Consider the following 25615-nt stretch of genomic DNA (forward strand, 5'->3'; position numbering starts at 1 on the left):
TTTAATGGGTTTATTTGAATATCTATCCGATATGCTTAATTCTTTCTTCAAATTCTTCACGAGGAATACGTGCCTTATTCTTCACTCGTGCTCGATAATTATATATGGTGTTGGGTGAATAATGAAGGAAATCCGCAATCTTGGAACTATCATCTATTCCTAAACGGATCAGTGCGAAAATTCTAAGTTCTGTATTCAATATTTCATCTCCGGAGAGGGTAATGTATTCATCTTCTTTTAGTAGGGCATTGAATTCTACAATAAAGTTGGGGAACAGGTGCAGGAAAGCACTATCGAAGTTGGTGTATAATTCGTTCAGTTCTTTCTCTCTGAATTCCAATGATTTGGTAAGTTTAAGCACATCTCCCATCTGGTTGTTACTGATCTTCTTGCTTACTGTTTTTCGAAAATGATCTAATTTGTCAATATATAGCGAGCATAAACCTAAGAAACGTCCGATATATTCTTCCTTGATCTGATTGCTTTCGGATAACCGGGCGTTGGTTTCCGATAATTTCTTATTAGTATTGTCTAAATCTTTGTTTACCCGATGAAGCTCTACATTCAACTTCACTAATTTGTCATTGGTTTCTTTAAGCAGGTTTCTGGCTTTAGCAAGTTTCTTCTTCTGATTGTTGACATATAATACGGAGGCTGCCATAAGCAACGTCAAAACACTAATCAAAATTAGGTAAACGGTTAATTGCTGATTGCTATTTTTTATTTGGTCCTGATAATTATCATTGATGATTGATAAAGCTTCAGAGCTCTGTTGATTGCGCCTTTTAGAGTTGTACAATTTGATTTCTTTCCATGAGAAACGGATGTAGCGATGTGCTCGTTCTATATCTCCTTCATCGCATAATATGCCGGCAAGCATCCATAAAGAAGCATGATCTTTCACAGCTGCTTTGATGTCGGAAATAGAAGATTCTGCGAGCCAATACTTAGTTTGTTCCACATCTTTGAGCCCGCGGAAATCAATAGCTCGATAATAGGTGATAATTGAATATTCGGGGCTATTCTTTGCTACTTTCTTTAAGCGCTCATTATTGACTTCCAAAGCTTCCTTATAGAATTTTTTACCACGTAGCATATTTTCTTTCAGGTTGAGAAGTTCCATTGATCCGGCGGGAAGTATTGCTAATAAAGAGTCTTTATATGCATCCGACTTTTCGCGATAGGAGAAGAGATGACTGACTGAATATTTGGTGTAGTAGGCTAGTTCACCGTAAGCCCTGTCATAAGCTAAATAGTAACCGGTTACTAAGTTGGAAGATAATGTAGAACGTTTTATCTGATCCAGAACATCGACTGCTTCCTTGTAAAGACCGGCAAGGGTGAGAAAATAGGAGAGGTATATACGGCTCTCGTCCATATATTCCTGATGATGCTGTTCGGCAGCTATTCTTATATTCTCATTCATATAATAGAGGCTTGAGTCGTATGAGTACGATTTGTATTCAAAGGCTAGCTCTTTGTTAAGAAGATATTTCTCTTTTAAATCATCCTTAGCCACAGCTAGTCTGGTTTTGATATGGTTGATTTTATTTTCCCGTATTTCACTATAAGTTTCACATTTCTCTATGGTTTGGTCAAGGACTTTATAGAGAGAATCCAATTTCTCGCTTTGCTTGCCGGAAGCAGTTAAAGTGAGGAAGAGAGAAAAGAAAATGGATATTGTGATTTTCATAGGTAAATGATTAATTAGAGGTGAATGTACTCACAAAAATAGCCAATTTAATCAGAATATAAATTCTTTTTGGATGATTAGTGTTTAGTGACCTGCCACTAAACACTAATCTTTATCATTAATACCCTTGATTTTGTTTAAGATTCGGATTTATATCAATTTGCGCTTGTGGTATGGGAAACAAAATACGCTCTTCAGTCAATTCATCCATGATGCGACGTCCTTCGTCTCTACTGTTTAATGAATTCATTGTTTCCTGAGCTTTGCCGGTACGTACCAAGTCGAACCAACGGTGTCCTTCAAAAGCTAATTCCAGTCGGCGTTCGTTGGCAACTGCATCACGCATTTTCTCTTGTGATGAGGTGATGTTTGATGATAAATCTGCGAGTTTGGCACGCTTGCGGACACGATTTACTGCTTTTACGGCATCCGGCAGATTGTTTTGTTCAACCAACGCTTCGGCCTTCAACAATAGAATATCGGCAAACCTGATTTTCAGGATACTTGTGGCATTATTGCGCAACTTGTACATGAAAGGATAGAAATAAGGATCATCCTTCTTGTAGTGGTTAGTCCATGATGGTTTGGCAAAAATCATGGCTTGTTCCATCCTTACCTTGTCTCCTTCTTTTTCGTAAGCACGTATTAAGTCTCTGGAAGGAGTCAGATATTTAGCCCAATTGTAGGTAGAAGTGGGATTCAGTTCGTTTACGCCATACATTGACCATAACCATTGTCCGCTTCCCGGAGTATAAGTGATTTCGAAGATCGATTCTTTAGTATTGCGGTAGCGCACATCGGTTTTAGCATTGTTCGTGGCGAACAGATCGGAATATTCAGGCATCAGGTCAAATCCGTCTGCTTCCACTTGGTTGCAATAGTCTACCACTTTGGCATAGTCTCTTGCGGGCTTTTCGGCATATACTTTTGCCAGGAGGGCTTTGGCAACAGACGAGGATAACAAGAACTTGTTGTCTTTTGCCATTTTCGGGGCATCGGTTGAACCTTCTGTCAAGTCTTTGATGATCTGTGCATAAACTTCCGTTACCGGTTTTCTCTCAGGATAAAGTAGCGGGTAGATTTCTTCTACATTATCGGCTGTAATTTCAGGTGTTTCTTGGGTTTGTACCGGTATGTCTCCCCACAAACGGACCATATCGAATAATATCCAACCTCTGAATATCTTAGCTTCGGCTTTCCAGCGGTTACGTTCTGTTTGTGTCAGAGATGCATCGGGTACTTTGTCAACATTGGAGATTATAATATTGGCTGCACTGATATAGCTTAGGTATTTATCCCAGCTTCTGGCAATGAGACCATTGTCTGCATCCTGACGTAGATTTTCCATCGTCACTAAATTATTACTCGAACCACCACTGTAAGCATTATCCGAGTGGGTATCGGTAAATACGGTGAAGTCCAGTGTCCATTCTTGTTGTGCCGATCCGCTGATAAGTTTGTACATGGCATTGTATTGCGTTTCCATCTCTTCTTTGGTGGCAAACTTGATATCATTGTCTTCTGTATCTTTGGCAATAGTGATTTCACTGAACGAAGATACCGGATCTTTTTCTAAATCGCAGGAGGTGTATGCAAGGCAGATTGTTGCATATATAATGCTTGTTATTATCTTTTTCATATCTGGATAATTTATTAGAATTCAACATTTAAACCGAAGACAAATGTCTTTACTTGCGGATAGGTACCCCAGTCTATACCTTGAACAGTAGCGCTGTTGCCAAACTGGTTTACTTCCGGGTCGAAACCTTTGTATTTAGTAAAGGTTATCAGGTTTTGTGCCGAAGTATAAACCTGCAAACGATTCAGGAAAATCTTCTTCAACATTCGTGTCGGAAATTCGTAAGAGAGTGTGATGTTCTTTACTCTCAAATAAGAACCGTCTTCCACCCAGCGGCTGGATGCTTTGACATTTTCGGTGCTGATCAGTGCTCTCGGTATATTGGTTATGTCACCCGGCTTTTTCCAACGGTTGAGTACTTCCGTCGATTGATTTCGTGAACTGTACATACCTTCTGTTTCAATACGTGAAGCGTTGTAGATATCGTTACCTACCGAGCCGGTCAGGAAAATGTTCAAACCGATACCTTTGTAGGAAAAGTTGTTTGTCATACCGAAAGTGAAATCCGGGTTCGGGTCACCGATATAAGTCTTGTCGCTGGAAGTGATACGTCCGTTTTTGTCAATATCACGATAAATGATGTCACCTGTTTGTGGATCGACTCCGTCACTAATAAATCCCCAGAACATACCCAGTGGCTTACCTTCGGTCATGCGTACTACTTTCTCGTTGGTCGATTCGGATGTTTGTCCGTAGTAGTAAATCTTTTGCAGGTTCAATTTGGTTACTTTGTTGCGGTTGAAGGAGATATTAAAATCGGTATCCCATTTGAACTTGCCTACAAAATTCTTGGAGTTGATGGCGAATTCCAATCCTTTATTCTCCATCTCACCTTCATTTCTTGTAACGGATGAAACTGAAGCGGTAGAGGGTAGGGGGACATCCATCAGCAAGTTGGTGGTATGCTTGTAGTAGGCATCTGCTGTGAATTGCAGGCGATTATCCAAGACGCTTAGGTCGATACCGATATTGGTTTGGGTGGTGGTTTCCCAAGTCAGGTCGCGGTTGGGCATATTGGCAGGGCTGAGGGTAACCATGGCATTGGCTTTTCCTTCTTCCCACCAATTTTGTCGGGTGATGTTGTAGCGTTGGAGGTAAGCATAGTCGCCGATACCCGATTGGTTACCGGTTTGTCCCCAACCACCACGTAATTTCAAATCGTTGATCCAGGTATAGTCCTCCATGAACTTCTCAGAAGATAAACGCCAACCGGCAGATATGGATGGAAATATACCCCAACGCTTTCCGGGAGCCAGTTTGGATGAACCGTCCGTACGCATATTAGCGGTAACCATATATTTGCTGTCATAGTTGTAAGCTGCACGGAAGGCATAGGACATAATAGCCCATTGTGAAGCCGTAGTGCCATTGCCTTGTGATACTTTGTTTCCTGCATTCAAGGTATGGATGTCTGATGAGAAGAAATGGGAAACGCCTTGGTAAGAATAGGTGTAATCCGAATTGGTATAAGAACTTACGGCAACTGCTGAGAGGGCATGTTTCTTGAATTTCTTATCGAAAGACAAGGTGTTATCGAATACCAATACTGTGCTTTGAGAGCGATTGTCGTCGGCTGTACCGAATTGTTCACGTCCATAAGAGGTCTTCTTGGGGTCGAGGAAGGATGTGTAATGGTAACTTTTCCGGTCGATAGCAAGAGAAGACTTGAACTTCAGGAAAGGAGCAAAAGTGATTTCACCGGACACATTGCCTAACAAACGGTTGCTCTTCGCTATATTGTCGGCAGAACGTGACATGTTTGAGACAGGGTGCGTTACATTGGCACCGTAGAAGTTATTGTAATATTGTCCGGGATTCTCATCGTCCCAAATCTTGGCATAAGTAGGGGTGTTGATAACAGAAAGAACTACACCGGCCCGGTTGGCACCTTGTCCCGAAATAATTCCATTACTGCTGTAGTCGGAGTAAGCGACACTGGATGATAACTTAAACCATTTTCTGATTTGGTTCTCCAGGTTAGCGCGAAAGTTATATCTTTTATAAAAAGCGACTTTAATTACACCGTCATCTTGTGTATAACCCCCTGAAACGAAATATCTCATTTTATCGTTTCCGTTGGAGAAGGATAACTGGTAGTTCTGATTAACTCCGGTGGTAAAGGTTTCTTTAAACCAGTCTGTTTCGTCTTTCAATCCGTCCGGCAGATTGATGGCTCCGGTTTCGTCCATCAGTTCTTTATATTGTGCATGATTCAGGGACTTCATGCTCTTGATGACATTAGAGAAGCCGACGAATGAATTGAAAGCAATCTTTGCTTCTCCTTTGGCTCCGCTTTTAGTGGTTATCAGTACGACACCATTGGCTGCACGCGAACCATAGATTGCTGCCGATGAGGCATCTTTCAATATCTGCATGGTTTCGATGTCGTTTGGTGATAGGTAACCGATGTCGGTCATTGGTACTCCGTCCACTACATACAATGGATCGTTACTGGCGCTGATAGAAGAATTACCACGGACACGAATCACCATTTCCTGTCCGGGAAGTCCGTTCGGTTGCGTAATCTGTACACCTGCAGCCTTGCCTTGCAATGCGGCTCCGGTTGAAATGATAGGACGTTCATTCAATTCTTTAGTTGAAACTGAAGTTACAGAGGTGGTTACATCTTTTTTCTGCATAGTACCATAGCCGATGACAACTACCTCATCCAAAAGTTCGGAATCATCTTTCAATTCAATTTTCAATGGCTTAGAGGTAGCTTTTACTTCGGTAGTCTGATATCCGATATAGGATATCGTGATCGTTGCGTTGGGTGCAGTCTTCAAACTGAAGTTTCCGTCCATATCGGTAATCATTCCATTGCTTGTCCCTTTTTCTAAAACGGAGGCTCCGATAATTGGTTCTTGATTAGAGTCTGTTACTTTTCCGCTGACAGTGATTTGCTGAGCAAATGCACTTATTGATAAGAATAACATCAATAGCGAAAAAAGAAATCGAATTCTTTGTTCTTTCATACGTATTAAATTTAAAAATAAATAATGGGTTACTATTAGTTTTATCTGTTTTGGATTTCAACTGCGCAAATGTATAGCTATTGTAGGTAGGTTGTTTCCGAACAAGATTTTGAAGTGGATTTTTTAATCTTGAATATTTGCGTAATATATTGATATATAATGTTTAATAAGTCTAGTGACTGCTTCGAAAAAGTGGATGCAATATGGATGAATTCACCTTCATATAAAGGGCGTTTATGAGACTTTTGGGATATTAATATAAAAACTATTTGCTGTTTAGTAAAAAACTATTTTGCATAGACCTGAAAGTTCTTTTGCATATAAGATAAACTTTGATTAAAGCTTTTGATTATATAACCGAAACTTTTAATTATATAACCGAAAGCTTTGGTTTTATAATCAAAAGTTTCGGTTATAGTTTTCTTTATACTAAAGATATCTTTTATATCTATGCAAAGCAAGTTTTAAGTAAGGTTGGAGTAAGTTTTCCATTTGTATGTTAAAGTATAGTCAGAGTGATAGCTTGCTCTTATTATATATATGTGTAAAGAAGTGAGGGATATACAGATAATTTTCAGATAGAACCTTTTGTACTTCAAGAAAATACTTTTATCTTTGCACCCGATTTTTATGAGTCAATATAAAGTCTCACTTAATTAACGAGTTAAACAATTTATTTATTAATGGAAAATTTAAAGAATGTTGCTCCCATTGAAGACTTCAACTGGGATGCCTACGAAAACGGTGAAGCCGTAACAAACGTAAGTCATGATGACTTAGAAAAAGCGTATGACACTACGCTGAACAAAGTTAACGACCGCGAGGTAGTTGACGGAACCGTAATCGCAATGAACAAGCGTGAAGTAGTTGTGAACATCGGTTACAAATCAGACGGTATCATTCCGATGAGTGAATTCCGTTACAACCCTGAACTGACTATCGGTGATACAGTAGAAGTATATATCGAAAATCAGGAAGACAAAAAAGGACAGCTCGTTCTGTCTCACCGCAAGGCTCGTGCTACTCGTTCTTGGGATCGCGTTAACGCAGCTTTGGAAAACGAAGAAATTATCAAGGGATTCATCAAGTGCCGTACCAAGGGTGGTATGATCGTAGATGTATTCGGCATCGAAGCTTTCTTGCCGGGTTCTCAGATCGACGTGAAGCCTATCCGCGACTACGATGTATTCGTTGGCAAAACAATGGAATTCAAGGTTGTTAAGATCAACCAGGAATTCAAGAACGTGGTTGTTTCTCACAAAGCTCTTATCGAAGCTGAGTTGGAACAACAGAAGAAAGAAATTATCGGTAAGCTCGAAAAAGGACAAGTTCTTGAGGGTACCGTTAAGAATATCACTTCCTATGGTGTATTTATCGACTTGGGTGGCGTAGATGGTTTGATCCATATTACTGACCTCTCTTGGGGCCGCGTAAGCGATCCGAAGGAAGTTGTTGAACTTGACCAGAAACTCAACGTTGTTATCCTTGATTTCGACGACGAGAAGAAGCGTATCGCTCTGGGCTTGAAGCAACTTACTCCTCATCCTTGGGATGCATTGAGCAACGAGCTTAAAGTTGGTGATCATGTGAAGGGTAAAGTAGTCGTTATGGCTGACTACGGTGCATTCATCGAAATCGCTGCCGGCGTTGAAGGTTTGATCCACGTATCTGAAATGTCTTGGTCACAACACTTGCGTTCTGCACAAGACTTTATGAAGGTTGGTGACGAAGTAGAAGCTGTAGTTCTTACACTGGATCGTGAAGAACGTAAGATGTCTCTCGGTATCAAACAATTGAAGTCAGATCCTTGGGAAACTATCGAAGAAAAATATCCTATCGGTTCTAAGCATGTAGCTAAAGTACGTAACTTCACTAACTTCGGTGTATTCGTAGAAATCGAAGAAGGTGTTGACGGCTTGATCCACATCTCTGACCTGTCTTGGACTAAGAAGGTTAAACATCCTTCTGAATTCACTCAGATTGGTGCTGATATCGACGTACAAGTTCTGGAAATCGACAAAGAAAACCGTCGCTTGAGCCTTGGTCACAAGCAACTCGAAGAAAATCCTTGGGATGTATTCGAAACAGTATTCACTGTAGGTTCTGTACACGAAGGTACTATCATCGAAATGTTGGATAAGGGTGCAGTTGTTGCTCTGCCTTATGGCGTAGAAGGTTTCGCTACTCCGAAACACCTCGTTAAGGAAGACGGCTCACAAGCTCAGATGGACGAGAAACTTGAGTTCAAGGTGATTGAGTTCAACAAGGACGCTAAGCGTATCATCCTTTCTCATAGCCGCATCTTCGAAGATGTTGCTAAGGCAGAAGAAAGAGCTGAAAAGAAAGCTGCTAACAAGAAGACATCTGCTCCGAAGAGAGAAGAGTCTGCTTCTATCCAAAACCAAGCTGCATCTACTACTTTGGGTGACATCGACGCTTTGGCTGCTTTGAAAGAGCAAATGGAAGCTAACAAGAAGTAATTTACTTCCTAATATAATAAAGTAAGGGCGCTTGTGCAAACAGGCGCCCTTTCTTTGTATCAGCTAGTCAGAATATTGAAGAATACGGGTTGTTTCCTTTTTTATCACTATCTTTGCAAGATAATATATTAAAAAATAGTCATTATGGAAAACATTCTTAAAAACTCGGGTAAGGTCATCTTGTTTGCTTGTTTGTCATTGATACTGTTGACAGGATGTGATCAAAAGTCAAAATTGAAGTTAGGCATAGAAGCTGCTAACAAGCAATGTCCTATGAAGATGGGAACGGTAGGTGAAGTATCGAGTATCACTTATGATGGTACGGATGTGGTTTATCTTTTGACGATGAATGAAGATTACATTGATTTAGAGGCTTTGGACAAAAAACCGGAGGCTGTGAAAGCTGCCGCAGTTGCTATGTTCAGAAATCCGGAAAAGAATATAAAGGAAATGTTGAACCTTGTTATTGACTCTAATTCAGGTATTAAATTTGTATATAAAGGACAAACTTCGGGAAAAGAAGTGAGTTGCTATTTGGGAACAGAGGACTTGAAGAACCTTTTGAACCAGGATATGTCTAAAGAAGAAAGTGATCAGAAGAAACTGGAAGAATTGGTGAATGTAACCAATGTTTCATGTCCTATGGCGATAGATGAGGCTACTACTCTCAATAATTTGACTATAGAGTCCGATAGAGTAGTTTATCATTATACTGTTGATGAGGAATCAATGGAAATAGCAACAATGAAAGAGAATGAAGGAGAGATAAAGCAAAATATTAAATCGTCTTTGGATGTATCAGAGCCTGCTTTAAAAATGTTTTTGGAAGCATGTATAAAGAGTAATAAAGGGCTGGGATATCAATATGCAGGTAATACTTCCGGCGAAAGCGTAGAAATTATTTTTAGCGTCTCCGAAATAAAAGCACTTTTGTAAATCTCAGGAAAATTGTTCCGAATATATCGGTAATGGAAAAATTCGAATTACATATCCTTGGTTGTGGCTCAGCTTTGCCTACAACGCGCCATTTCCCTACATCACAGATTGTAAATGTACGCGATAAGCTGTTTATGATCGATTGCGGAGAAGGGGCACAATTGCAGTTCCGTAAATCGCGGCTTAAGTTCTCAAGGCTGAATCACATCTTTATTTCACACCTGCATGGTGACCATTGTTTTGGTCTGCTGGGGTTAATATCCACGCTGAACCTTTTGGGGCGTACAGCAGAGTTACATATTCATTCGCCCAAAGGATTGGAAACGCTGTTTGCTCCGATGCTTAGTTACTTCAATCACCAGATGACGTACAAGCTTATTTTCCATGAGTTTGAAACGAAAGAACCAACGGTTATTTATGAAGATCGCTCCATGACGGTAACTACCATTCCATTGCGTCATCGTATGCCATGCTGTGGCTTTTTATTTGCCGAGAAAGCCCGACCTAATCATATTATTAGGGATATGATAGACTTCTATCAAGTGCCGGTATACGAACTGAACCGTATTAAGAACGGCGCAGATTACGTAACTCCCGAAGGAGAAGTTATTTCCAATACACTCTTGACGTCACCATCTGATCCTTCCCGTAAGTATGCTTATTGCTCCGATACTATCTTTCTACCTTCTATTATAGAACAGATTAAAGGTGTTGATTTGCTATTCCATGAAGCTACCTTCGCTAATGAAGACGCTCCTCGTGCCAAAGAGACCTATCATACTACAGCTGAACAGGCTGCTCAGATTGCTCGTGATGCAGCAGTAAAGAAGTTACTGATAGGACATTTCTCCGCCCGCTACGAAGACGAGACTATTTTGTTACAAGAAGCTTCCGCTATATTTCCCGATACCCAACTTGCTAAAGAAACGCTTTGCGTGTCGATATAAATTAAACTTTTATTATCTTTGCTCGTCTAAATACCAAAATGCGAATAGAAAACTATGAACCCTTCCTATAATGAACGCGAAGTACTAGCCCTCTTGCAGGAAGAGAGTACACAGAAGCGGGGATTTGAGATGATTGTCGCCCGGTATAGCGAACAGCTGTATTGGCAGATTCGCCGTATGGTACTTTCTCACGAAGACGCTAACGATTTGCTTCAGAATACCTTCGTTAAAGCATGGACTAACATTGATTATTTCCGGGCAGAAGCGAAGCTATCTACCTGGCTCTATCGCATTGCTTTGAATGAATGCTTGACTTTCTTGAACAAGCAACGTGCCACGTCTACGGTATCATTGGACGATCCCGAAGCGGATGCTCTTCAAAAACTAGAGAGTGATCCTTATTTCTCAGGTGACCGGGCACAGAAATCATTGCAGAAAGCCTTGCTTACCTTGCCCGAAAAACAACGGATGGTATTCAACCTGAAGTACTATCAAGAAATGAAGTACGAGGAGATGTCCGACATCTTCGGCACCTCTGTAGGCGCTCTGAAAGCTTCTTACCATCATGCCGTGAAAAAAATAGAGAAGTTTTTGAGTGAAGAGTATTAAACCTTTGCCCGAAAACGATGTCTAATGAAACAGAGAGGAGAAAGCTTATGAAAGAAGAAGATAAATTGCAGAAAATGATAGGAACGGAGAATCCTTTCCGCGTTCCCGAGGGTTATTTTGAGAGCCTTACTTCGGAGGTAATGAACCGGCTTCCCGAAAAAGAGAAATCTTTAGGTGCAACACGTAAAGAATCTACAATGTGGGAGAGAGTAAGACCATGGCTGTACATGACTGCTATGTTCATCGGTGCCGCATTGATTATACGGGTGGCTTCGACTGATCGTACGCCGGCAGCAGACCGTGTGGCGGCCGAAGAATCGGAAACAGAAATAGAATATATCAATATGGCTGTAGATAACTCCATGTTGGATGATTATTCATTATATGTATACCTTGCAGACTCGAGTGCTGAGTGAGGTAAGAACTACTTAACTGATTGAAAAAATGAAAAAGCTAATAGTACTATTTGTAATGATGTGTGGCATTATGCCTTTGCTTTGGGCTAGTCATGGAACAGACCAGCATTTGTCTCCCGAAGAATTTCGTGCCAAGCAAAGAGCTTTTATCACAGAAAAAGCTGAATTGACCAAAGAAGAAGCCGCTAAGTTTTTCCCTGTTTACTTTGAATTGCAAGATCGCAAGAAACAGTTGAATGACGAAGTATGGCAATTGATACGTAAGGGCAAAGATGAAAATCTTACGGATGCTCAATATGGCGAGATAATGGAAGGTATATACGATGCCCGCATTGCTTCCGACCGTTTGGATAAGACCTATTTTGATAAATACAAGAAGATATTGTCTTGCAAGAAAATTTATTTAGTGCAGAAGGCAGAGATGCGTTTCCATCGTGAATTGCTGAAGGGAATGAATAAGAAGCAGTCCAATGCAGCGCAGAAGAAACCCCAGGGAAAGAAGTAAATATGCTCCTCTTTAATAAGAGGGATGTATGATATAAAAACAGATGGTCTGTTTGCATGAAACAGACCATCTATTGAGGTCTAATAGACCATCCGTTTACACCAAACAGATGGTCTATTTTTTTTGCTCCAATGCTTTGGCTTCATTCCAAAGTTTATCCATCTCTTCCAGTGTCATATCATGGAGGTTTTTACCTTCCTTGATGCTGTGCGCTTCTACATAATTGAAGCGACGGATGAATTTTTGGTTGGTGAGTTCCAATGCATTATCCGGATTTATTTTGTAAAGACGAGCGGCGTTGATAAGGCTGAACATTACGTCTCCGAATTCAGCTTCCGCTTTTTCTTTATCCATGTGGGCTACTTCCGCTTGGAATTCTTGTATTTCTTCCTTTACCTTGTCCCATACCTGTTCGCGTTCATCCCAATCAAAACCTACATTACGGGCTTTGTCTTGGATGCGATAGGCTTTAATAATAGAGGGTAGGGAAGCGGGCACACCACTCAGAACGGTTTTATTTCCATCTTTCTCTTTCAGTTTCAGTTGCTCCCAGTTCTCAAGAACTTGTCCTACATTTTCTGCTTTCTCATTGCCGAATACATGTGGATGGCGGAAGATCAGTTTTTCACAAAGACGGTCGCAAACATCTTTCATATCGAAATCACCAGTCTCAGAACCTATCTTGGCATAGAAAGCTACATGTAGCAGTACGTCGCCCAACTCTTTGCAGATGTCATTCTTATCATTGCGAATGATGGCGTCACAAAGTTCGTAAGTCTCTTCAATGGTGTTGGGGCGCAAACTTTCATTAGTCTGCTTGCGATCCCAAGGGCATTTCTCGCGGAGTTCGTCGAGTATGTCAAGGAAGCGTCCGAAGGCTTCCATTTGCTCTTTTCTAGTATGCATTTTTATTTAATAATCAATTGTTTTCTTCACCCTCTTGATATTTTATATCGAATCTGCCTTCAGTAATTCCACCACCAGAGAAGGTGCCGCTGATGACCCTGCCATCCATGCGCGTAATATGTGCTTCTCCATCCTCAAGCAGACCGCCGTCAAAAGTGGCATTCGTATAGTTGCAGGTAGCTCCTGAGGTAGGGTTGACAAGGACGAAAGACATATTGATGAATATACCGACTTGTGATTCGATTCTTACGTAGTGATTTTCATTTTCTGTAAAAGTAGAGACTTCAGGCTTTCCGTACCGACCACTGGCATATATCCAGCCATCTATCAGACAACCCAAAGTATTTTCACCTGTACTAGTAGCGGCCGGCATAATTGTAGGATCGACCGACTTGTCTTCATCGCAAGCACAGAAAAGAAGTATTGTGAAGAGAAATAATAGCTTTTTCATATCGTGTTATGCTTTAAAAGTGATAATTCAAACCAAAAAGTACAGAGAGCTGACCGAAGTACCCGTAACCGGACTTTGGTCGTACAACTTCCCAAGTTTGGTCATGATACTTAGTCATATAGGAGTCAGAGCTTGATATCAGCCAGTTCAGTTGTGCCGATATACCGATCTGTCTGGATAGGAAGTACTCTCCGGAGAGAGAGAAGTTGCCTGCCAGTCGGTTCATTTCCACTTCCCGAGGTTTGTCGTACACGGTACTTTTATTCTTATAAAGCTGGTAACCGATACCTGTAGCAGCTTGTATCTGAAAATGCTCACGGATAAAGAATACCCCGAACTGAGGGGCGAGATAGTGCATATGTATTTTATCTGCTCCGGTGTCATGAGATCCTTTGTAGATACTTCCCTGGTATAAGAAACCTGGAGCAAGTCTCACTCCGTAATCACGAGGCCCTTTGCCTACATACCAGTAGCTGGCATCCCATGCAATACCTTTTCGTAGATCTTTGCTGTAAGCATCTTCAATATTGGTGAGCCCCATCTGAGACCCTACTTGCCAAGTCGGTCCCACATGAACCGATAGCATCGATTTCTTTGAATTTTCTCTTTGAGCATAAAGGGAAGAAGAGATTAATACAGCTCCCGCTATGCAAAGTAGTGATCTGAGACAAGTCTTCATAGTGTTTGTTGTTTTTGTTTATGAGGATGCAAAGAAACTTAAAATACTGAATGTTAGCAACATTTTTCCTAAGAATGTTTGTATTGGTCGTAAGAAATCAGTAATCCTACTACTTCGGAATAATTCTTTCGTCCGCTTTCTATTTTGTTTCCTTTTAGGTATAAATCATAAATCCAGTCCTGAATATCCCCAACTAGCGGGCTGTACTTTGCCATCCAATATTCCTGATTGGCTTTTACCAGTTCAATAATTTCAGGACGTATTCGGTTGAAGAGTTGGGTATAATCTTCTTCGTTCATCAATCGACGGGCATTGCCAAGTACATGCGAAAGCACAGAGAGATATCCGCTGAAGCGAATGCCACGGACTTGCGAACGGGTACAAACCTGATAAGCGTAGAAATTAGCTTCCGCTTCGCTGGTAATACCTAAAAGATGTGCCAACTCATGGGCATAAGTAGCAGGGTATTGCGGAGGAAGTAAATCTCCGTTCAATGTAAACTCACAAAAGAAAGGCCCCATGCTACCTGTTACACCTACCATTGATATAAGCGGTGTGAAAAGCATGGTTTTTACCCGAGGAGACTGATGAGGAGGATGGTGTACACCTAGGGAGGTACTGATTTCGTCATATCCCTTCACACTCTCCCGGCAGACTAGCGGTTCGTTGATGACGGTTACTTTGACGTAAGAAGCATTCAGGCTATCAATATAACTGTCTACAAACTTCTGAAAGTAGTCAGGAGTATAGGCAGTATAAGGAATCTTTGTTCTTCCGTAGAAATCTTTCTGTGAATAATTGAGTCCCCATGCCAGATAGAACCATACATATACCCATAGAAGATATTCTATATCGTTCAGTAAAACACGCCTCCATTTCTTTTTCTTGAAACAACGGGCATAGATCGGGTAAACAATGACTCCGACAATGCTAAGGAAGATAAACAAATCTCCTATGGCAAAAGGTATAAGTTTTGAAAAGGAAGTTAAGCAGTAGGAAATAGCCGGATATACAGACTGTGCGTAGACCTCTCCCCAGCCCGGAATGAGTTGCGTAGCCCACGTAACTAACAGTAGTACGCCTAATATTGAATATCTGATTTTCAGCTTGCTGCTCATTATCAATATACTTTGTTGGGGACAAAAATATGCATTTAATAAATGTCACATAAAGAAATAGCCCTATATTTGCAAAAAATCTGTTAATAATCAACTTTATCGACAACATAAAGCACTAAAATTATGGAAGAATTAAATGAAATTGATCGTTATTGCCGCAATTGTGTTTCACGTGATTTTGTAACAGGCAGAGGTTTAGTTTGCAAACGTACGAATGCACTTCCCGCTTTTCAGGGAGAATGTGCCGATTTTCAACAAGATGAAGAGTTAGAAAAAATGGCACCTACGCCGAAGCCTGAAGATTATACTGTCCAATTGGACAAGAAGCAATTGTTGGCAGAGCAGAATTTACTGAAGGGTGTTTCCTTGGGTATTGTGGCCTGCATCGTCGGAGCAGCAGCTTGGAGTCTTATTTCGATTTCTACCGGATATCAAATTGGTTATATGGCTATTGGTGTGGGATTCCTTGTAGGTTTTGCCATGCGTCAAGGTAAGGGTGTAACACCTGTTTTCGGTATTATCGGTGCTGCTTTAGCGTTGTTGAGTTGTGTGCTGGGTGATTTTTTCTCCATGGTCGGACTTATAGCAAAAGAGTACGAATTATCCTATTGGGAAATTTTATCAGGTATTGAATTTGAAGATATCACATCTTTGATGATGGAAAATTTGGCATCTATGACCATTGTATTTTATGGCATTGCTCTTTATGAAGGCTATAAATTGTCTTTCCGTGAACAGAAACAACCAGAGGGTGGCAAGATTTAAATTATAAATCATTAATTTTGCGCCCGTTATTCGCAATAAATTAATTATAGAGATTTTAAAGATATGGAATTAGCAAGTAAGTACAATCCCACTGACGTGGAGGGAAAGTGGTATCAATATTGGTTGGACCACAAATTATTCAGTTCAAAACCCGATGGTCGTGAGCCTTACACCATCGTAATTCCTCCCCCAAACGTCACAGGAGTGCTCCACATGGGTCACATGCTTAATAATACCATTCAAGATATCTTGGTGCGCCGCGCCCGTATGGAAGGTAAAAACGCTTGTTGGGTACCGGGAACCGACCATGCATCTATTGCTACTGAGGCTAAAGTCGTTAATAGACTTGCTTCTCAAGGCATTAAGAAGACTGATCTCACCCGTGATGAATTCTTGAAACATGCTTGGGAATGGACTGATGAACATGGTGGCATCATCTTGAAACAACTCCGCAAACTGGGTGCTTCTTGCGACTGGGATCGTACAGCATTTACTATGGACGAGAAACGTAGTGAAAGTGTACTTAAAGTTTTCGTTGATCTGTACAACAAAGGTCTGATATACCGTGGTGTACGTATGGTAAACTGGGACCCGAAAGCATTGACTGCCCTGAGTGATGAAGAAGTTATTTATAAGGAAGAGCACAGCAAACTGTACTATCTGAAATATATGGTAGAAGGTGATCCCGAAGGACGTTACGCCGTAGTTGCTACTACCCGCCCTGAAACCATCATGGGGGATACTGCTATGTGTATCAATCCTAACGATCCGAAGAACGAATGGCTGAAAGGCAAGAAAGTAATCGTTCCATTGGTAAATCGTGTTATTCCGGTGATTGAAGATGACTATGTAGACATCGAATTCGGTACCGGTTGTCTGAAAGTAACTCCTGCCCATGATGTAAACGACTACATGTTGGGTGAGAAATATAATTTGCCGAGCATCGATATTTTCAACGATAACGGTACACTCAGCGAAGCAGCAGGTTTGTATATCGGCATGGATCGTTTTGACGTTCGCGAGCAGATAGAGAAGGACCTTGTTGCTGCCGGACTGATGGAAAAGACCGAAGCCTATACTAATAAGGTGGGTTGCTCCGAACGTACCAACGTTGCTATTGAGCCGAAGCTTTCTATGCAATGGTTCCTGAAAATGGAACACTTTGCCGATATGGCTCTGCCTCCGGTAATGAATGATGACTTGAAGTTCTATCCCGCCAAATATAAGAATACTTATAAGAATTGGTTGGAGAATATCAAGGATTGGTGCATCAGTCGCCAGTTATGGTGGGGACATCGTATTCCTGCTTACTTCTTGCCCGAAGGTGGTTATGTAGTAGCTGCTACTCCCGAAGAGGCTCTTAAGTTGGCAAAGGAAAAGACCGGTAATGCCGATCTTAAAATGGAAGACCTCCGTCAAGACGAAGATTGCCTTGATACTTGGTTCTCTTCTTGGTTGTGGCCCATCTCTTTGTTTGATGGTATCAATAATCCGGGTAATGAAGAAATTAAATACTATTATCCTACCAGTGACTTGGTAACCGGTCCGGATATCATCTTCTTTTGGGTAGCCCGTATGATTATGGCAGGCTATGAGTACGAAGGTCAGATGCCGTTCAAGAATGTCTATTTTACAGGTATTGTTCGTGATAAGCTGGGACGCAAGATGTCCAAGTCGCTTGGTAATTCACCCGACCCGTTGGATTTGATTGAGAAGTATGGTGCTGATGGCGTACGTATGGGTATGATGCTTGCAGCTCCTGCCGGGAACGATATCCTATTTGATGATGCTCTGTGCGAACAAGGACGTAACTTCAACAATAAGATATGGAATGCCTTCCGCTTGATTAAAGGCTGGACGAATGGAGAAGGTACAATAGATATTCCGGCTGATGCTCATATTGCAGTACAATGGTTTTCACTGCGTTTGGATGTTGCTTCTGCTGAAATTGCTGATTTGTTCAGTAAATATCGTTTGAGTGAGGCATTGATGGTGGTTTACAAACTTTTCTGGGACGAATTCTCTTCTTGGTTGCTGGAGATTGTGAAGCCGGCGTATGGTCAACCGGTCAATGGTTTCATCTATACAGTGGTGCTCAGCTCGTTTGAACGTTTGCTGGAATTGCTGCATCCTTTCATGCCGTTTATTACGGAAGAACTTTGGCAACAGTTGCGTGAACGCAAGCCGGGTGAAAGTTTGATGGTTCATCAAATGGATGAAATAGAAGCAGATGCTGCAAATGAACCGCTGTTGCAAGAGTTTGAAATTGCAAAAGAAATCATCAGTAACGTTCGTACCGTCCGTGCACAAAAGAACATTCCTATGAAAGAGACACTCGAACTTCAGATTGTCGGTGCTAATCCCGTAGAAGGTATGAATCCTGTGATCTTGAAGATGTGTAATCTTTCGGTTATCAATGTAGTAGAAGCTAAAGCTGATGGTGCTGCCGCCTTTATGGTAGGTACTACCGAATATGCAGTACCTCTGGGTAATATGATTGATGTAGAAACAGAAATCGCCCGTATGGAAGCTGAATTGAAGCATAAGGAAGGTTTTCTGCAAGGTGTATTAAAGAAACTGAGTAATGAGAAGTTTGTGAACAATGCTCCTGCTGCTGTTCTTGAAATGGAACGTAAGAAACAGGCCGATGCGGAAAGTATTATCAATTCTTTGAAAGAAAGCATCGCTGCACTGAAGAAAGCTTGATTACTTTAATCTTATAATATATGGCTCCGTTGGACTATTGGTGTTCTAACGGAGCTTTTTTTATTAATCAATGTAACATGTGTTGAGAAACATATCCTTAAATTTTAGGAACTTACGGTGGGCGCTTGTCTTAAATACATAGTGATTAAGTAATAGTATTATTCACTCCTAATAAATTTATAGACATGAAAAACAAAATGAGGACAATTCTCCTGGCGACATTGACTGCATCTTTGTTCGTCCAGTGTAAACCGACCGAACAAACCTTCAAGGTGCAACTTGACAGTACCAAGGAAGTATCAGGCAAAAAGTTTGCTTTGAAGGACATCAATCCCGAATTGCCGTCCAACTGGGATGATTATAAGTTCGTAGTTATTGAGTACAAAAGCACCACAGCACAGCGTTTTCATCTCGGCTTTACTACAGATAGCAGTTACAACGAACTGCGTGTGATGTGCTATGTTCCCAATGCCTGGAACAAACTGGCTATTCCTCTGAAATATTTTACTGAATTGCCTGGTGCAGCTGTCGATTTGGCTGCTACTTTTAATCATGCCCGTTATATGGGTTGGATTAACTTGGGTGGTAAGCGTGAACCGCTTCAAGGAGTTGATTCCATTGGTATCCGTATGCGTAAACCAATCCATAATCCGATGATTGAAATCCGTTCCATTACTTTGGCTACGGAAGATCCGGGTGATGAATATATGGGTGAAGTCCCTGCTGTAGATGAATTCGGACAATCTAATTTGGTAGAATATGCTGGTAAGATTTCTTCTTTAGAACAACTAAAGAAGGAGTGGGAAGCTGAAGATGCCGAAGTGGTGACTACTGATGCTTATAACTATTCTAAATTTGGAGGTTACAAGCAGCAACAAGTAAAAGCTACCGGATTCTTTCGTACCCAAAAGATCGGTGACCGTTGGTGGTTTGTTGACCCTGAAGGTTATCTGTTTCTTTCCGTAGGAGTAGATTGTGTTAGCCCCGGTGGTGGTGGAAACATACGTGACGTTGAGCATCGTAACGGTATGTACAAAGAATTACCTCCCGCAGATTTGATGGAGAAGTTTGCCAGTCGAAATTATCGTGGTAATAATTCTGCTTCTTTCGGCTTTTGGAATCAATATCGTCGCTATGGGGATGCATTCCCTGAAAAATCAAGAGAACTGATATTCAAACGTATGGATAAGTGGGGCTTGAACACTATTGCTAATTGGTCGAGTTCGGAAGTAATGAACATGAACCGTAAGGCATTTTTAATACCTTTGCGAAATATAGGTATCGAACATGACTTGATGGGACTTTGTGACGTGTACAACCCTGCTTTCAAATCTAAAGTGGATAAATCATTGTCTGAATTTGTAGCTCCTTACAAAAATAATCCTTGGTTGATTGGGTATTTCATAGGTAATGAACCTGCTTGGCTGGGAGAAGAAGCTCGTCTGTGTAGTTTAATCCTCGATGGAAAAGACCGTCCCATCAAAACAGCTTTGCAGAAATACCTGAGTGAGAAAGGTGATACCCCGGAAAACCGCAAAGAATTCATCCTCTCTACTTTCCGAACATTCCTGTCTACTACCAACCAGATACTAAAGAAACATGACCCAAACCATCTGAATCTAGGTATTCGTTTCGGCAATATCCTGACTTTGGATGAAGAAATCCTTCAAATGTGTGGCGAATCTTTTGATGTGCTGAGTTTCAACTGTTACGACTTGGTTCCCAATCCGGCAATGATGGATCGTGCGTTGAAGATAGCCAATCTTCCGATGATTATCGGTGAATATCATTTTGGTACGGTAGACCGTGGCATGGCTCAATCTCTATGGCAGGTCGATTCACAGGAACAGCGTGGAGTGGCTTATCGTTATTATACAGAAAATGCTTATTCACATCCCGGTCTGATTGGTACCGGCTATTTCTTGTGGTGTGACCAAGACCTGACCGGACGTGGTGACGGTGAAAACTATAACTGTGGTCTGATTGATGTAACCGACCGTCCTTATAAAGAACAAGTAGAAGCTATGATGGAAACAGCCAAAATCTTGTATGATATTCATTCGGGAACAAAGCTGCCTACTGACCGTAAACCAGAGAATGCACGCGGTCATGAAGCTATTCCTGATCTATGGAATGAATAAGTAATAAAAAAAGGTAATGACGTTTCCACAATAGTGAAGTCATTACCTTTTTTTGCAGCTATTTATTATTTGAATAATTCTGCTACGCACCACATTAGTCTTGCTGTGGTATGCGTCCAGATTTCCTTATATGTACAGTTATTCTGCATAGGGAAGTATGGTTCGTCATCATTCTCAAAAGTTTCTATTCCTACTGGTACTGCACCTACAACATCTCCTGCATAAGCTCCATAGAGCGGAGGATAATCATATCCGTCTCCATATACCGTACTCATAGCAAACGGGTTATATCCAAGGATATATTCCAATTGTCGGGTGGCTATTTCCTTCAGTTGTTGATTTTTCAGCAGGCGGGCAAGGATAAAGGCTGCTTTTGCTTTTCCCATTACTACTGCATGAAAGCCTCTGAATTGATAGGCAACGGGGAAACGACGCAGGTAGAAATCCTTTGATAGTGGAATTCCGTTGCGTACTTGTGCATTATATTCTTCCAAACTGGGTAATCCCACTTGATCACCTTCGTGATACAAGCTGCTATAATTGGTATTATTTACTTCATAAACAGCACTGGGAAGCACTTCGTATGGAGTAATCATGCGGGCGATGTCGCGCAGATAGTCTGCGTATGCTTCGCAGGAGGCTTGCCACAAGGAGGCATCGGCATGGGTGGGTGTATCAGTCAGTAACATAGAGAGCCCTTCGACCATCAGATGTTCCTGGCTTTGATGATAATAGGCAAGAATGCGTTTCTTTTTCTTCGATTCATAGAAGAATCCTCGTAAAGGTGTTTTCCAATCGGTACGTCTTTCTAATTGCTGGCAATCCATGACGGTATGTGCCAGTCTGGTAGCCCAATCCAAATAATAGTTGTCTTGGGTGAGGCGGTATAAACGCATGGCAGTGACGGTTGCCAAGGCGTATAAATCTACTTCATTATTTTCTGTTCGTTGGGTATCGAGCAAGTCAATGGCGAATTGGAAATCTTCGATGGCTACATTACGGCACCAACGGGCAAATACAGGGTCTTTCTTTTCAAAATGAGGTACGGCAAGGGCACAATAAGAAGCTGATTTCAAATTATCAGTAGGAGTGTTACGTGCTTCTGTCTGCATATCGTCCTTATCTCCGCGGATATTCTTGGTCCAAATGCCGATAATCAATCCTCCAAGACGGTAACCATCGCCGAAACGGGTGCGTAATATCCAGTTTAATCCCCATCGGGCTTCTTCCAGGAGACGTTCGTATAAGATGCTGTCTTTACCTTGCACGGCATTTGCCATCTCTAAAAGGGCAATGCCCGATTCAGCAGTGTTTCCGGTTCCCTGAGTCAGGTCGGCGGCATCGTGCCAGCCACCAGAAACGTTCAGGCTACGTCCGTCCGGATGATACATGAAGACGTCTTGGTGACACTCTTGGTGGATGCCCGGTTGATCGAAACCACAACGCTCGGAGAAGAAGAAGTTCAATGTGTGCCAAGCTGTGGACAAATAAGCATCATCTCCGATAGGGAAAGGCTTTGATTGAATATCGTCAATACTGATTGTATATTGTCCGGGTGTGTTGAAGTCACTGAAATCAAGCAACAAGAAGCCTTTGTCTACTTTCTTGCCCGTACCTTGGTAAGCAACTTGTCCTGTAGCGGTATTTTGCAGGCTGAATGAACTCTGCTTCATATTCTGTACCAGTGCTTGTTTGCGTGCTCCCGGTTTATATCCACTGTGACTGTAAGCAATGGCATCTTTACGTAAATCAAAACCACGGCTGTTTTCTGCTTCTACCTTCTCAATGCGCATGTCATCTACATACAGACTCATTTTCTCGCTTGCTCCTGCGGGAGCACCTGCCAACATAATGTTTACGGAGAATCCGGTAACGCAATCACGATATAAATCGGGTATCTCCCAAACAATGTGTTGCCATTTGTTAGGATAGATGGTTTCAAAGTGTTGTCCTTTAAACCGTCCAGGAGTGGGCATGATCTTTTCGCCTTCATTATATAAGGTGAATCCGCCAAATGTGAGGTAGACACCCGGAGCATCTACATACACCCAAACGGAAAAGCGATTGTACTCCCGCAAATCTTCCCGGTTGAGGGGACGAATAATCTCCGGAGTGGCATAGTTGCGGTTGGTCGGATTCTTCTTTCCCAAAGAAGCCGGAGTGTCGAGGCGTATGCTGCCTTTTCCCGAGATGGTTATATTCCGGTCGATGTGGATTGTTCCCGGTCCGGTGTGTCGCAAAGAAGCGAAGTCTTCGGCAAGCGGTAGTTCACGGCTTTTCAATACTTCTTTTTTCTCCCATCGGGTTAGTCCTGCATGCTCAGGGTTGGCTTTGAGGATGCGGTGTACATAGTTACTCTCTTTGAGCTGTTTATCCAATTCCTTGTCAGGTTTCCAAGGTGCTTGTGCATTGCTTTGCACGCAGCATACAAACAGTATAATCGAAATGATATATTTCATAATATTCAAGGCTTTTGGTTAGGATAGACATGGAAAGGAGCCTTGAACTCCGGCCGTAACGTATAAGTATCTTCCAACGGGAAGTCTGTGGGAACTTCTTGGGTTACTGTTCCTGTAGCAGCCCATTCGCAGCCACGCAGCAATGTTACCTGGAAACCGGTGCACTGCATGGAATATATCATATTGGGGTCGTTGCCACAATGTCCCAGCAGATCGACGAATACACGCCCTTTTCCATATTTCACCGTCCACATCAGCGGTTCGTTGCGACCACGCTCGTATGCAGTAGCCAGTATCTCCATATTCTTTACCGGTCCGCGCAGACGGGTATAGATTTCATCCTTAAAGTGTTTCCAACTGGGACGTAAACCTTTCAGTATAGGATGCTCGGGAGCACGGTGCTCTATCACCGTTTCATGCTGCAATCCGTGATATCCGGCATATCCGGGAGAATAATCGTATACATATTGTCCATCTTTCCAATAGAGGTATGGACCATCTTTCTCATTGCGTCCGTCCCAAGCTGCCATACCGACAATTTCATTATAGCCCTTCCAGTCTGCCATTGGAACAACCGATGAATGAATCACTACTACAGCACCGCCATCGGCTACGTATTTCTCGAAGTCTTTGCGTACCGGTTCAATCCAGGTAGGACCGCCATAGTTGATGACAATCAAATCATATTTGCTAAAATCAGGCTTGAAGGTGTTCATGTCTCCACCGAAGTTGGGAGTAAAGGCAAAATCTACCTGAAACATGCCACTGTTTTCGAGTATCTGCTTCATAGCGTCGCAAGCGCCTTGCCAGTAGTGGCTACCGTCTGCTCCGGCTATCATCATGGTCTTGATTACTTTCTTTTGTTGTGCTTGGGCAGGAGAGGAGATTCCTAGCGATAGAAGGAATGCTATAAATAATATGAGTCTTGTTTTCATTTTTGGGGGGATTTAAAATTTTTGTCTGTTGGGTTCCATTCTATGCGATCGTAGCAGCGCACTGCTTGCAGATTATATCCACGCTCGTCTACACTGAATTTCCCGTCTTTAAAATAGGAGATATAGAGTTCGGAGATATCATCATTGTTCCGGTCCTCTACAAGCAGATTATATTTGTCGGTGACATAAATTTCGTCGGAAATGTATTGAACCTCCTTTGTGTAGTTATCAACGATCACATAATATGCTTTAAACAAATCGAAAGTCGGATAATGTCCGTTGTCTCGTCCGAAGAGCATAACTTCTTCCAAGGCATCGTCTTCATCCATATTTGCGAGGACGGATTGCTGAAAGGAAAAACCTTTCTTTTGTGCTTGTGGGGGAATCTTGTCCCATCCTTCTTGATGGGCAGTTACTGAGAATTGTGCATGCGAGCTGAGACTATAGCCCAGTATCAGCAATAGGTAAAACAACTTTTTCATTAGACGTGTTTTTAGTTATTTATATGTTTGATCCACCAAATATAGTGCTTCTCTTTTATAAAGACAAGTGGGAGCATGTTTTTCCTAAACTATCCGATGGATAAATAGTAAGTATTCGATTAGTTGAAATGATTCGATGCAGAATTATAGCTAAGTAATATCAATAGTAGTGGCAGATAATCTTTTAGTTTTACTCTAAGTATCTTCAACGATTGTTGGATGCGGTAGTCTACCGTTTTTGGGGAAACATTGAGTATTTCCGCCACTTCTTTGTAGCTAAGATTTTGGAACCTATTCATGATGAATGCTTCTCTATAAGATTCCGGAAGTTCATTTATGGCTTGCTGGATATGCTTGCTCATTTCGTTTATTTGAAATACATCCACATCCTCCAGTTTGCCAAACATTCTGTCGTGAAAGGCTGTATCTACCCGTAACTTTACTTCATTCTGTACAATTCGGGTCATAGATCGGTGATAGACGGATTTAAATAGATATTGCTTAAGAGAATACTCAATGACGGGAGTCTCACGATTCTCCCAAAGCCATAACATTATATCTTGCACGATTTCTTCGGCATCTTCCAAGCGTACAAAACGATAACCATAGGTGCAGAGAATAGGATAATATTTCTGGAATAACTTATCAAAAGCATTTCTATCTCCCTTCTGCATGGCAAATAATAAAGAGCTATCTTCTGATATAGTGTTTTTCATAGTATGGACTTCAATTTTGTTGGGCAAAAATAGCTTTTTTTCTCATTATAATCTCTG

At 41.6% G+C, this 25615-nt stretch carries 20 protein-coding genes; 9 read left to right on the forward strand and 11 right to left on the reverse strand.

The window, feature by feature from the left end; translation table 11 throughout:
* Window positions 1-22: 22 nt before the first annotated feature.
* The 3 genes from Q1W14_RS14240 to Q1W14_RS14250 all read right to left on the reverse strand — a co-directional run bounded on the left by Q1W14_RS14240 (window position 23) and on the right by Q1W14_RS14250 (window position 6307).
* Complete coding sequence (locus Q1W14_RS14240; protein ID WP_300702500.1) at window positions 23-1693, reverse strand: DUF6377 domain-containing protein; 1671 nt, start codon at window positions 1691-1693, stop codon at window positions 23-25.
* A gap of 118 nt (window positions 1694-1811) precedes the next feature.
* Entirely contained in the window at window positions 1812-3332 is a 1521-nt protein-coding gene (locus Q1W14_RS14245) for a RagB/SusD family nutrient uptake outer membrane protein (protein ID WP_300702502.1), read from the reverse strand.
* Between the two features lie 14 nt (window positions 3333-3346).
* On the reverse strand, window positions 3347-6307 hold the full coding sequence (locus tag Q1W14_RS14250) for a TonB-dependent receptor (RefSeq protein WP_300702504.1): 2961 nt from the start codon (window positions 6305-6307) through the stop codon (window positions 3347-3349).
* Between the two features lie 683 nt (window positions 6308-6990).
* Here Q1W14_RS14250 and rpsA point away from each other — a divergent pair.
* The 6 genes from rpsA to Q1W14_RS14280 all read left to right on the forward strand — a co-directional run bounded on the left by rpsA (window position 6991) and on the right by Q1W14_RS14280 (window position 12200).
* Entirely contained in the window at window positions 6991-8787 is a 1797-nt protein-coding gene (gene rpsA, locus Q1W14_RS14255; protein WP_300702506.1) for a 30S ribosomal protein S1, read from the forward strand.
* 144 nt (window positions 8788-8931) lie between these two features.
* The gene (locus Q1W14_RS14260) at window positions 8932-9723 is read left to right on the forward strand and encodes a hypothetical protein (RefSeq protein WP_300702508.1); all 792 of its coding nucleotides are present in this window, start codon (window positions 8932-8934) and stop codon (window positions 9721-9723) included.
* 32 nt (window positions 9724-9755) lie between these two features.
* On the forward strand, window positions 9756-10670 hold the full coding sequence (locus Q1W14_RS14265) for a ribonuclease Z (RefSeq protein WP_300702510.1): 915 nt from the start codon (window positions 9756-9758) through the stop codon (window positions 10668-10670).
* Window positions 10671-10724: 54 nt separating this feature from the next.
* Window positions 10725-11279 carry a sigma-70 family RNA polymerase sigma factor gene (locus Q1W14_RS14270; RefSeq protein ID WP_300702512.1) on the forward strand — a complete coding sequence of 185 codons (555 nt, stop codon included), beginning with the start codon at window positions 10725-10727 and terminating at the stop codon, window positions 11277-11279.
* 47 nt (window positions 11280-11326) lie between these two features.
* Window positions 11327-11695 (forward strand): hypothetical protein, encoded by a 369-nt coding sequence (locus Q1W14_RS14275; RefSeq protein WP_300702514.1) that lies wholly within the window; start codon window positions 11327-11329, stop codon window positions 11693-11695.
* Window positions 11696-11723: 28 nt separating this feature from the next.
* Complete coding sequence (locus Q1W14_RS14280) at window positions 11724-12200, forward strand: hypothetical protein (protein ID WP_300702516.1); 477 nt, start codon at window positions 11724-11726, stop codon at window positions 12198-12200.
* 114 nt (window positions 12201-12314) lie between these two features.
* Here Q1W14_RS14280 and mazG read toward each other — a convergent pair whose 3' ends face one another.
* The 4 genes from mazG to Q1W14_RS14300 all read right to left on the reverse strand — a co-directional run bounded on the left by mazG (window position 12315) and on the right by Q1W14_RS14300 (window position 15354).
* Window positions 12315-13106: a nucleoside triphosphate pyrophosphohydrolase gene (mazG, locus tag Q1W14_RS14285; protein WP_300702518.1), complete on the reverse strand. Its 792-nt coding sequence runs from the start codon at window positions 13104-13106 to the stop codon at window positions 12315-12317.
* 13 nt (window positions 13107-13119) lie between these two features.
* A complete protein-coding gene (locus tag Q1W14_RS14290) occupies window positions 13120-13557 on the reverse strand; it encodes a hypothetical protein (protein ID WP_300702519.1) in 438 nt (145 codons plus the stop codon).
* A 13-nt stretch (window positions 13558-13570) separates the two neighbouring features.
* A complete protein-coding gene (locus Q1W14_RS14295; protein ID WP_300702521.1) occupies window positions 13571-14236 on the reverse strand; it encodes a hypothetical protein in 666 nt (221 codons plus the stop codon).
* Between the two features lie 68 nt (window positions 14237-14304).
* On the reverse strand, window positions 14305-15354 hold the full coding sequence (locus Q1W14_RS14300) for a DUF3810 domain-containing protein (RefSeq protein WP_300702523.1): 1050 nt from the start codon (window positions 15352-15354) through the stop codon (window positions 14305-14307).
* Window positions 15355-15477: 123 nt separating this feature from the next.
* Between Q1W14_RS14300 and Q1W14_RS14305 the strand changes: the two genes are divergently transcribed.
* From Q1W14_RS14305 to Q1W14_RS14315, 3 genes are all read left to right on the forward strand, one after another.
* Window positions 15478-16119, forward strand: a complete 642-nt coding sequence (locus Q1W14_RS14305) for a hypothetical protein (RefSeq protein WP_300702524.1) — start codon at window positions 15478-15480, stop codon at window positions 16117-16119.
* Window positions 16120-16182: 63 nt separating this feature from the next.
* Window positions 16183-18825 (forward strand): valine--tRNA ligase, encoded by a 2643-nt coding sequence (locus Q1W14_RS14310; RefSeq protein WP_300702526.1) that lies wholly within the window; start codon window positions 16183-16185, stop codon window positions 18823-18825.
* 197 nt (window positions 18826-19022) lie between these two features.
* Window positions 19023-20966, forward strand: a complete 1944-nt coding sequence (locus Q1W14_RS14315) for a hypothetical protein (RefSeq protein ID WP_300702528.1) — start codon at window positions 19023-19025, stop codon at window positions 20964-20966.
* Window positions 20967-21031: 65 nt separating this feature from the next.
* Here the strand turns inward: Q1W14_RS14315 and Q1W14_RS14320 are convergent, their stop codons facing one another.
* The 4 genes from Q1W14_RS14320 to Q1W14_RS14335 all read right to left on the reverse strand — a co-directional run bounded on the left by Q1W14_RS14320 (window position 21032) and on the right by Q1W14_RS14335 (window position 25558).
* Window positions 21032-23425, reverse strand: a complete 2394-nt coding sequence (locus Q1W14_RS14320; protein ID WP_300702530.1) for a glycoside hydrolase family 9 protein — start codon at window positions 23423-23425, stop codon at window positions 21032-21034.
* Between the two features lie 5 nt (window positions 23426-23430).
* On the reverse strand, window positions 23431-24360 hold the full coding sequence (locus tag Q1W14_RS14325; RefSeq protein ID WP_300702532.1) for a ThuA domain-containing protein: 930 nt from the start codon (window positions 24358-24360) through the stop codon (window positions 23431-23433).
* Window positions 24357-24842: a hypothetical protein gene (locus Q1W14_RS14330; protein WP_300702534.1), complete on the reverse strand. Its 486-nt coding sequence runs from the start codon at window positions 24840-24842 to the stop codon at window positions 24357-24359. The genes Q1W14_RS14325 and Q1W14_RS14330 overlap by 4 nt, the downstream gene beginning before the upstream one ends.
* A 119-nt stretch (window positions 24843-24961) precedes the next feature.
* The gene (locus Q1W14_RS14335; RefSeq protein ID WP_300702536.1) at window positions 24962-25558 is read right to left on the reverse strand and encodes an RNA polymerase sigma-70 factor; all 597 of its coding nucleotides are present in this window, start codon (window positions 25556-25558) and stop codon (window positions 24962-24964) included.
* Window positions 25559-25615 lie beyond the last annotated feature (57 nt).

Origin of the sequence: Bacteroides sp. (genome assembly GCF_030151085.1) — a bacterium.
GTDB lineage: Bacteria > Bacteroidota > Bacteroidia > Bacteroidales > Bacteroidaceae > Bacteroides.

What these genes read in the sequence shown, in the direction of transcription:
- Q1W14_RS14240 (WP_300702500.1), bottom strand. Translation starts at nt 1,693, where the DNA reads ATGAAAATCACAATATCCATTTTCTTTTCTCTCTTCCTCACTTTAACT.
- Q1W14_RS14245 (WP_300702502.1), bottom strand. Translation starts at nt 3,332, where the DNA reads ATGAAAAAGATAATAACAAGCATTATATATGCAACAATCTGCCTTGCA.
- Q1W14_RS14250 (WP_300702504.1), bottom strand. Translation starts at nt 6,307, where the DNA reads ATGAAAGAACAAAGAATTCGATTTCTTTTTTCGCTATTGATGTTATTC.
- rpsA (WP_300702506.1), top strand. Translation starts at nt 6,991, where the DNA reads ATGGAAAATTTAAAGAATGTTGCTCCCATTGAAGACTTCAACTGGGAT.
- Q1W14_RS14260 (WP_300702508.1), top strand. Translation starts at nt 8,932, where the DNA reads ATGGAAAACATTCTTAAAAACTCGGGTAAGGTCATCTTGTTTGCTTGT.
- Q1W14_RS14265 (WP_300702510.1), top strand. Translation starts at nt 9,756, where the DNA reads ATGGAAAAATTCGAATTACATATCCTTGGTTGTGGCTCAGCTTTGCCT.
- Q1W14_RS14270 (WP_300702512.1), top strand. Translation starts at nt 10,725, where the DNA reads ATGAACCCTTCCTATAATGAACGCGAAGTACTAGCCCTCTTGCAGGAA.
- Q1W14_RS14275 (WP_300702514.1), top strand. Translation starts at nt 11,327, where the DNA reads ATGAAAGAAGAAGATAAATTGCAGAAAATGATAGGAACGGAGAATCCT.
- Q1W14_RS14280 (WP_300702516.1), top strand. Translation starts at nt 11,724, where the DNA reads ATGAAAAAGCTAATAGTACTATTTGTAATGATGTGTGGCATTATGCCT.
- mazG (WP_300702518.1), bottom strand. Translation starts at nt 13,106, where the DNA reads ATGCATACTAGAAAAGAGCAAATGGAAGCCTTCGGACGCTTCCTTGAC.
- Q1W14_RS14290 (WP_300702519.1), bottom strand. Translation starts at nt 13,557, where the DNA reads ATGAAAAAGCTATTATTTCTCTTCACAATACTTCTTTTCTGTGCTTGC.
- Q1W14_RS14295 (WP_300702521.1), bottom strand. Translation starts at nt 14,236, where the DNA reads ATGAAGACTTGTCTCAGATCACTACTTTGCATAGCGGGAGCTGTATTA.
- Q1W14_RS14300 (WP_300702523.1), bottom strand. Translation starts at nt 15,354, where the DNA reads ATGAGCAGCAAGCTGAAAATCAGATATTCAATATTAGGCGTACTACTG.
- Q1W14_RS14305 (WP_300702524.1), top strand. Translation starts at nt 15,478, where the DNA reads ATGGAAGAATTAAATGAAATTGATCGTTATTGCCGCAATTGTGTTTCA.
- Q1W14_RS14310 (WP_300702526.1), top strand. Translation starts at nt 16,183, where the DNA reads ATGGAATTAGCAAGTAAGTACAATCCCACTGACGTGGAGGGAAAGTGG.
- Q1W14_RS14315 (WP_300702528.1), top strand. Translation starts at nt 19,023, where the DNA reads ATGAGGACAATTCTCCTGGCGACATTGACTGCATCTTTGTTCGTCCAG.
- Q1W14_RS14320 (WP_300702530.1), bottom strand. Translation starts at nt 23,425, where the DNA reads ATGAAATATATCATTTCGATTATACTGTTTGTATGCTGCGTGCAAAGC.
- Q1W14_RS14325 (WP_300702532.1), bottom strand. Translation starts at nt 24,360, where the DNA reads ATGAAAACAAGACTCATATTATTTATAGCATTCCTTCTATCGCTAGGA.
- Q1W14_RS14330 (WP_300702534.1), bottom strand. Translation starts at nt 24,842, where the DNA reads ATGAAAAAGTTGTTTTACCTATTGCTGATACTGGGCTATAGTCTCAGC.
- Q1W14_RS14335 (WP_300702536.1), bottom strand. Translation starts at nt 25,558, where the DNA reads ATGAAAAACACTATATCAGAAGATAGCTCTTTATTATTTGCCATGCAG.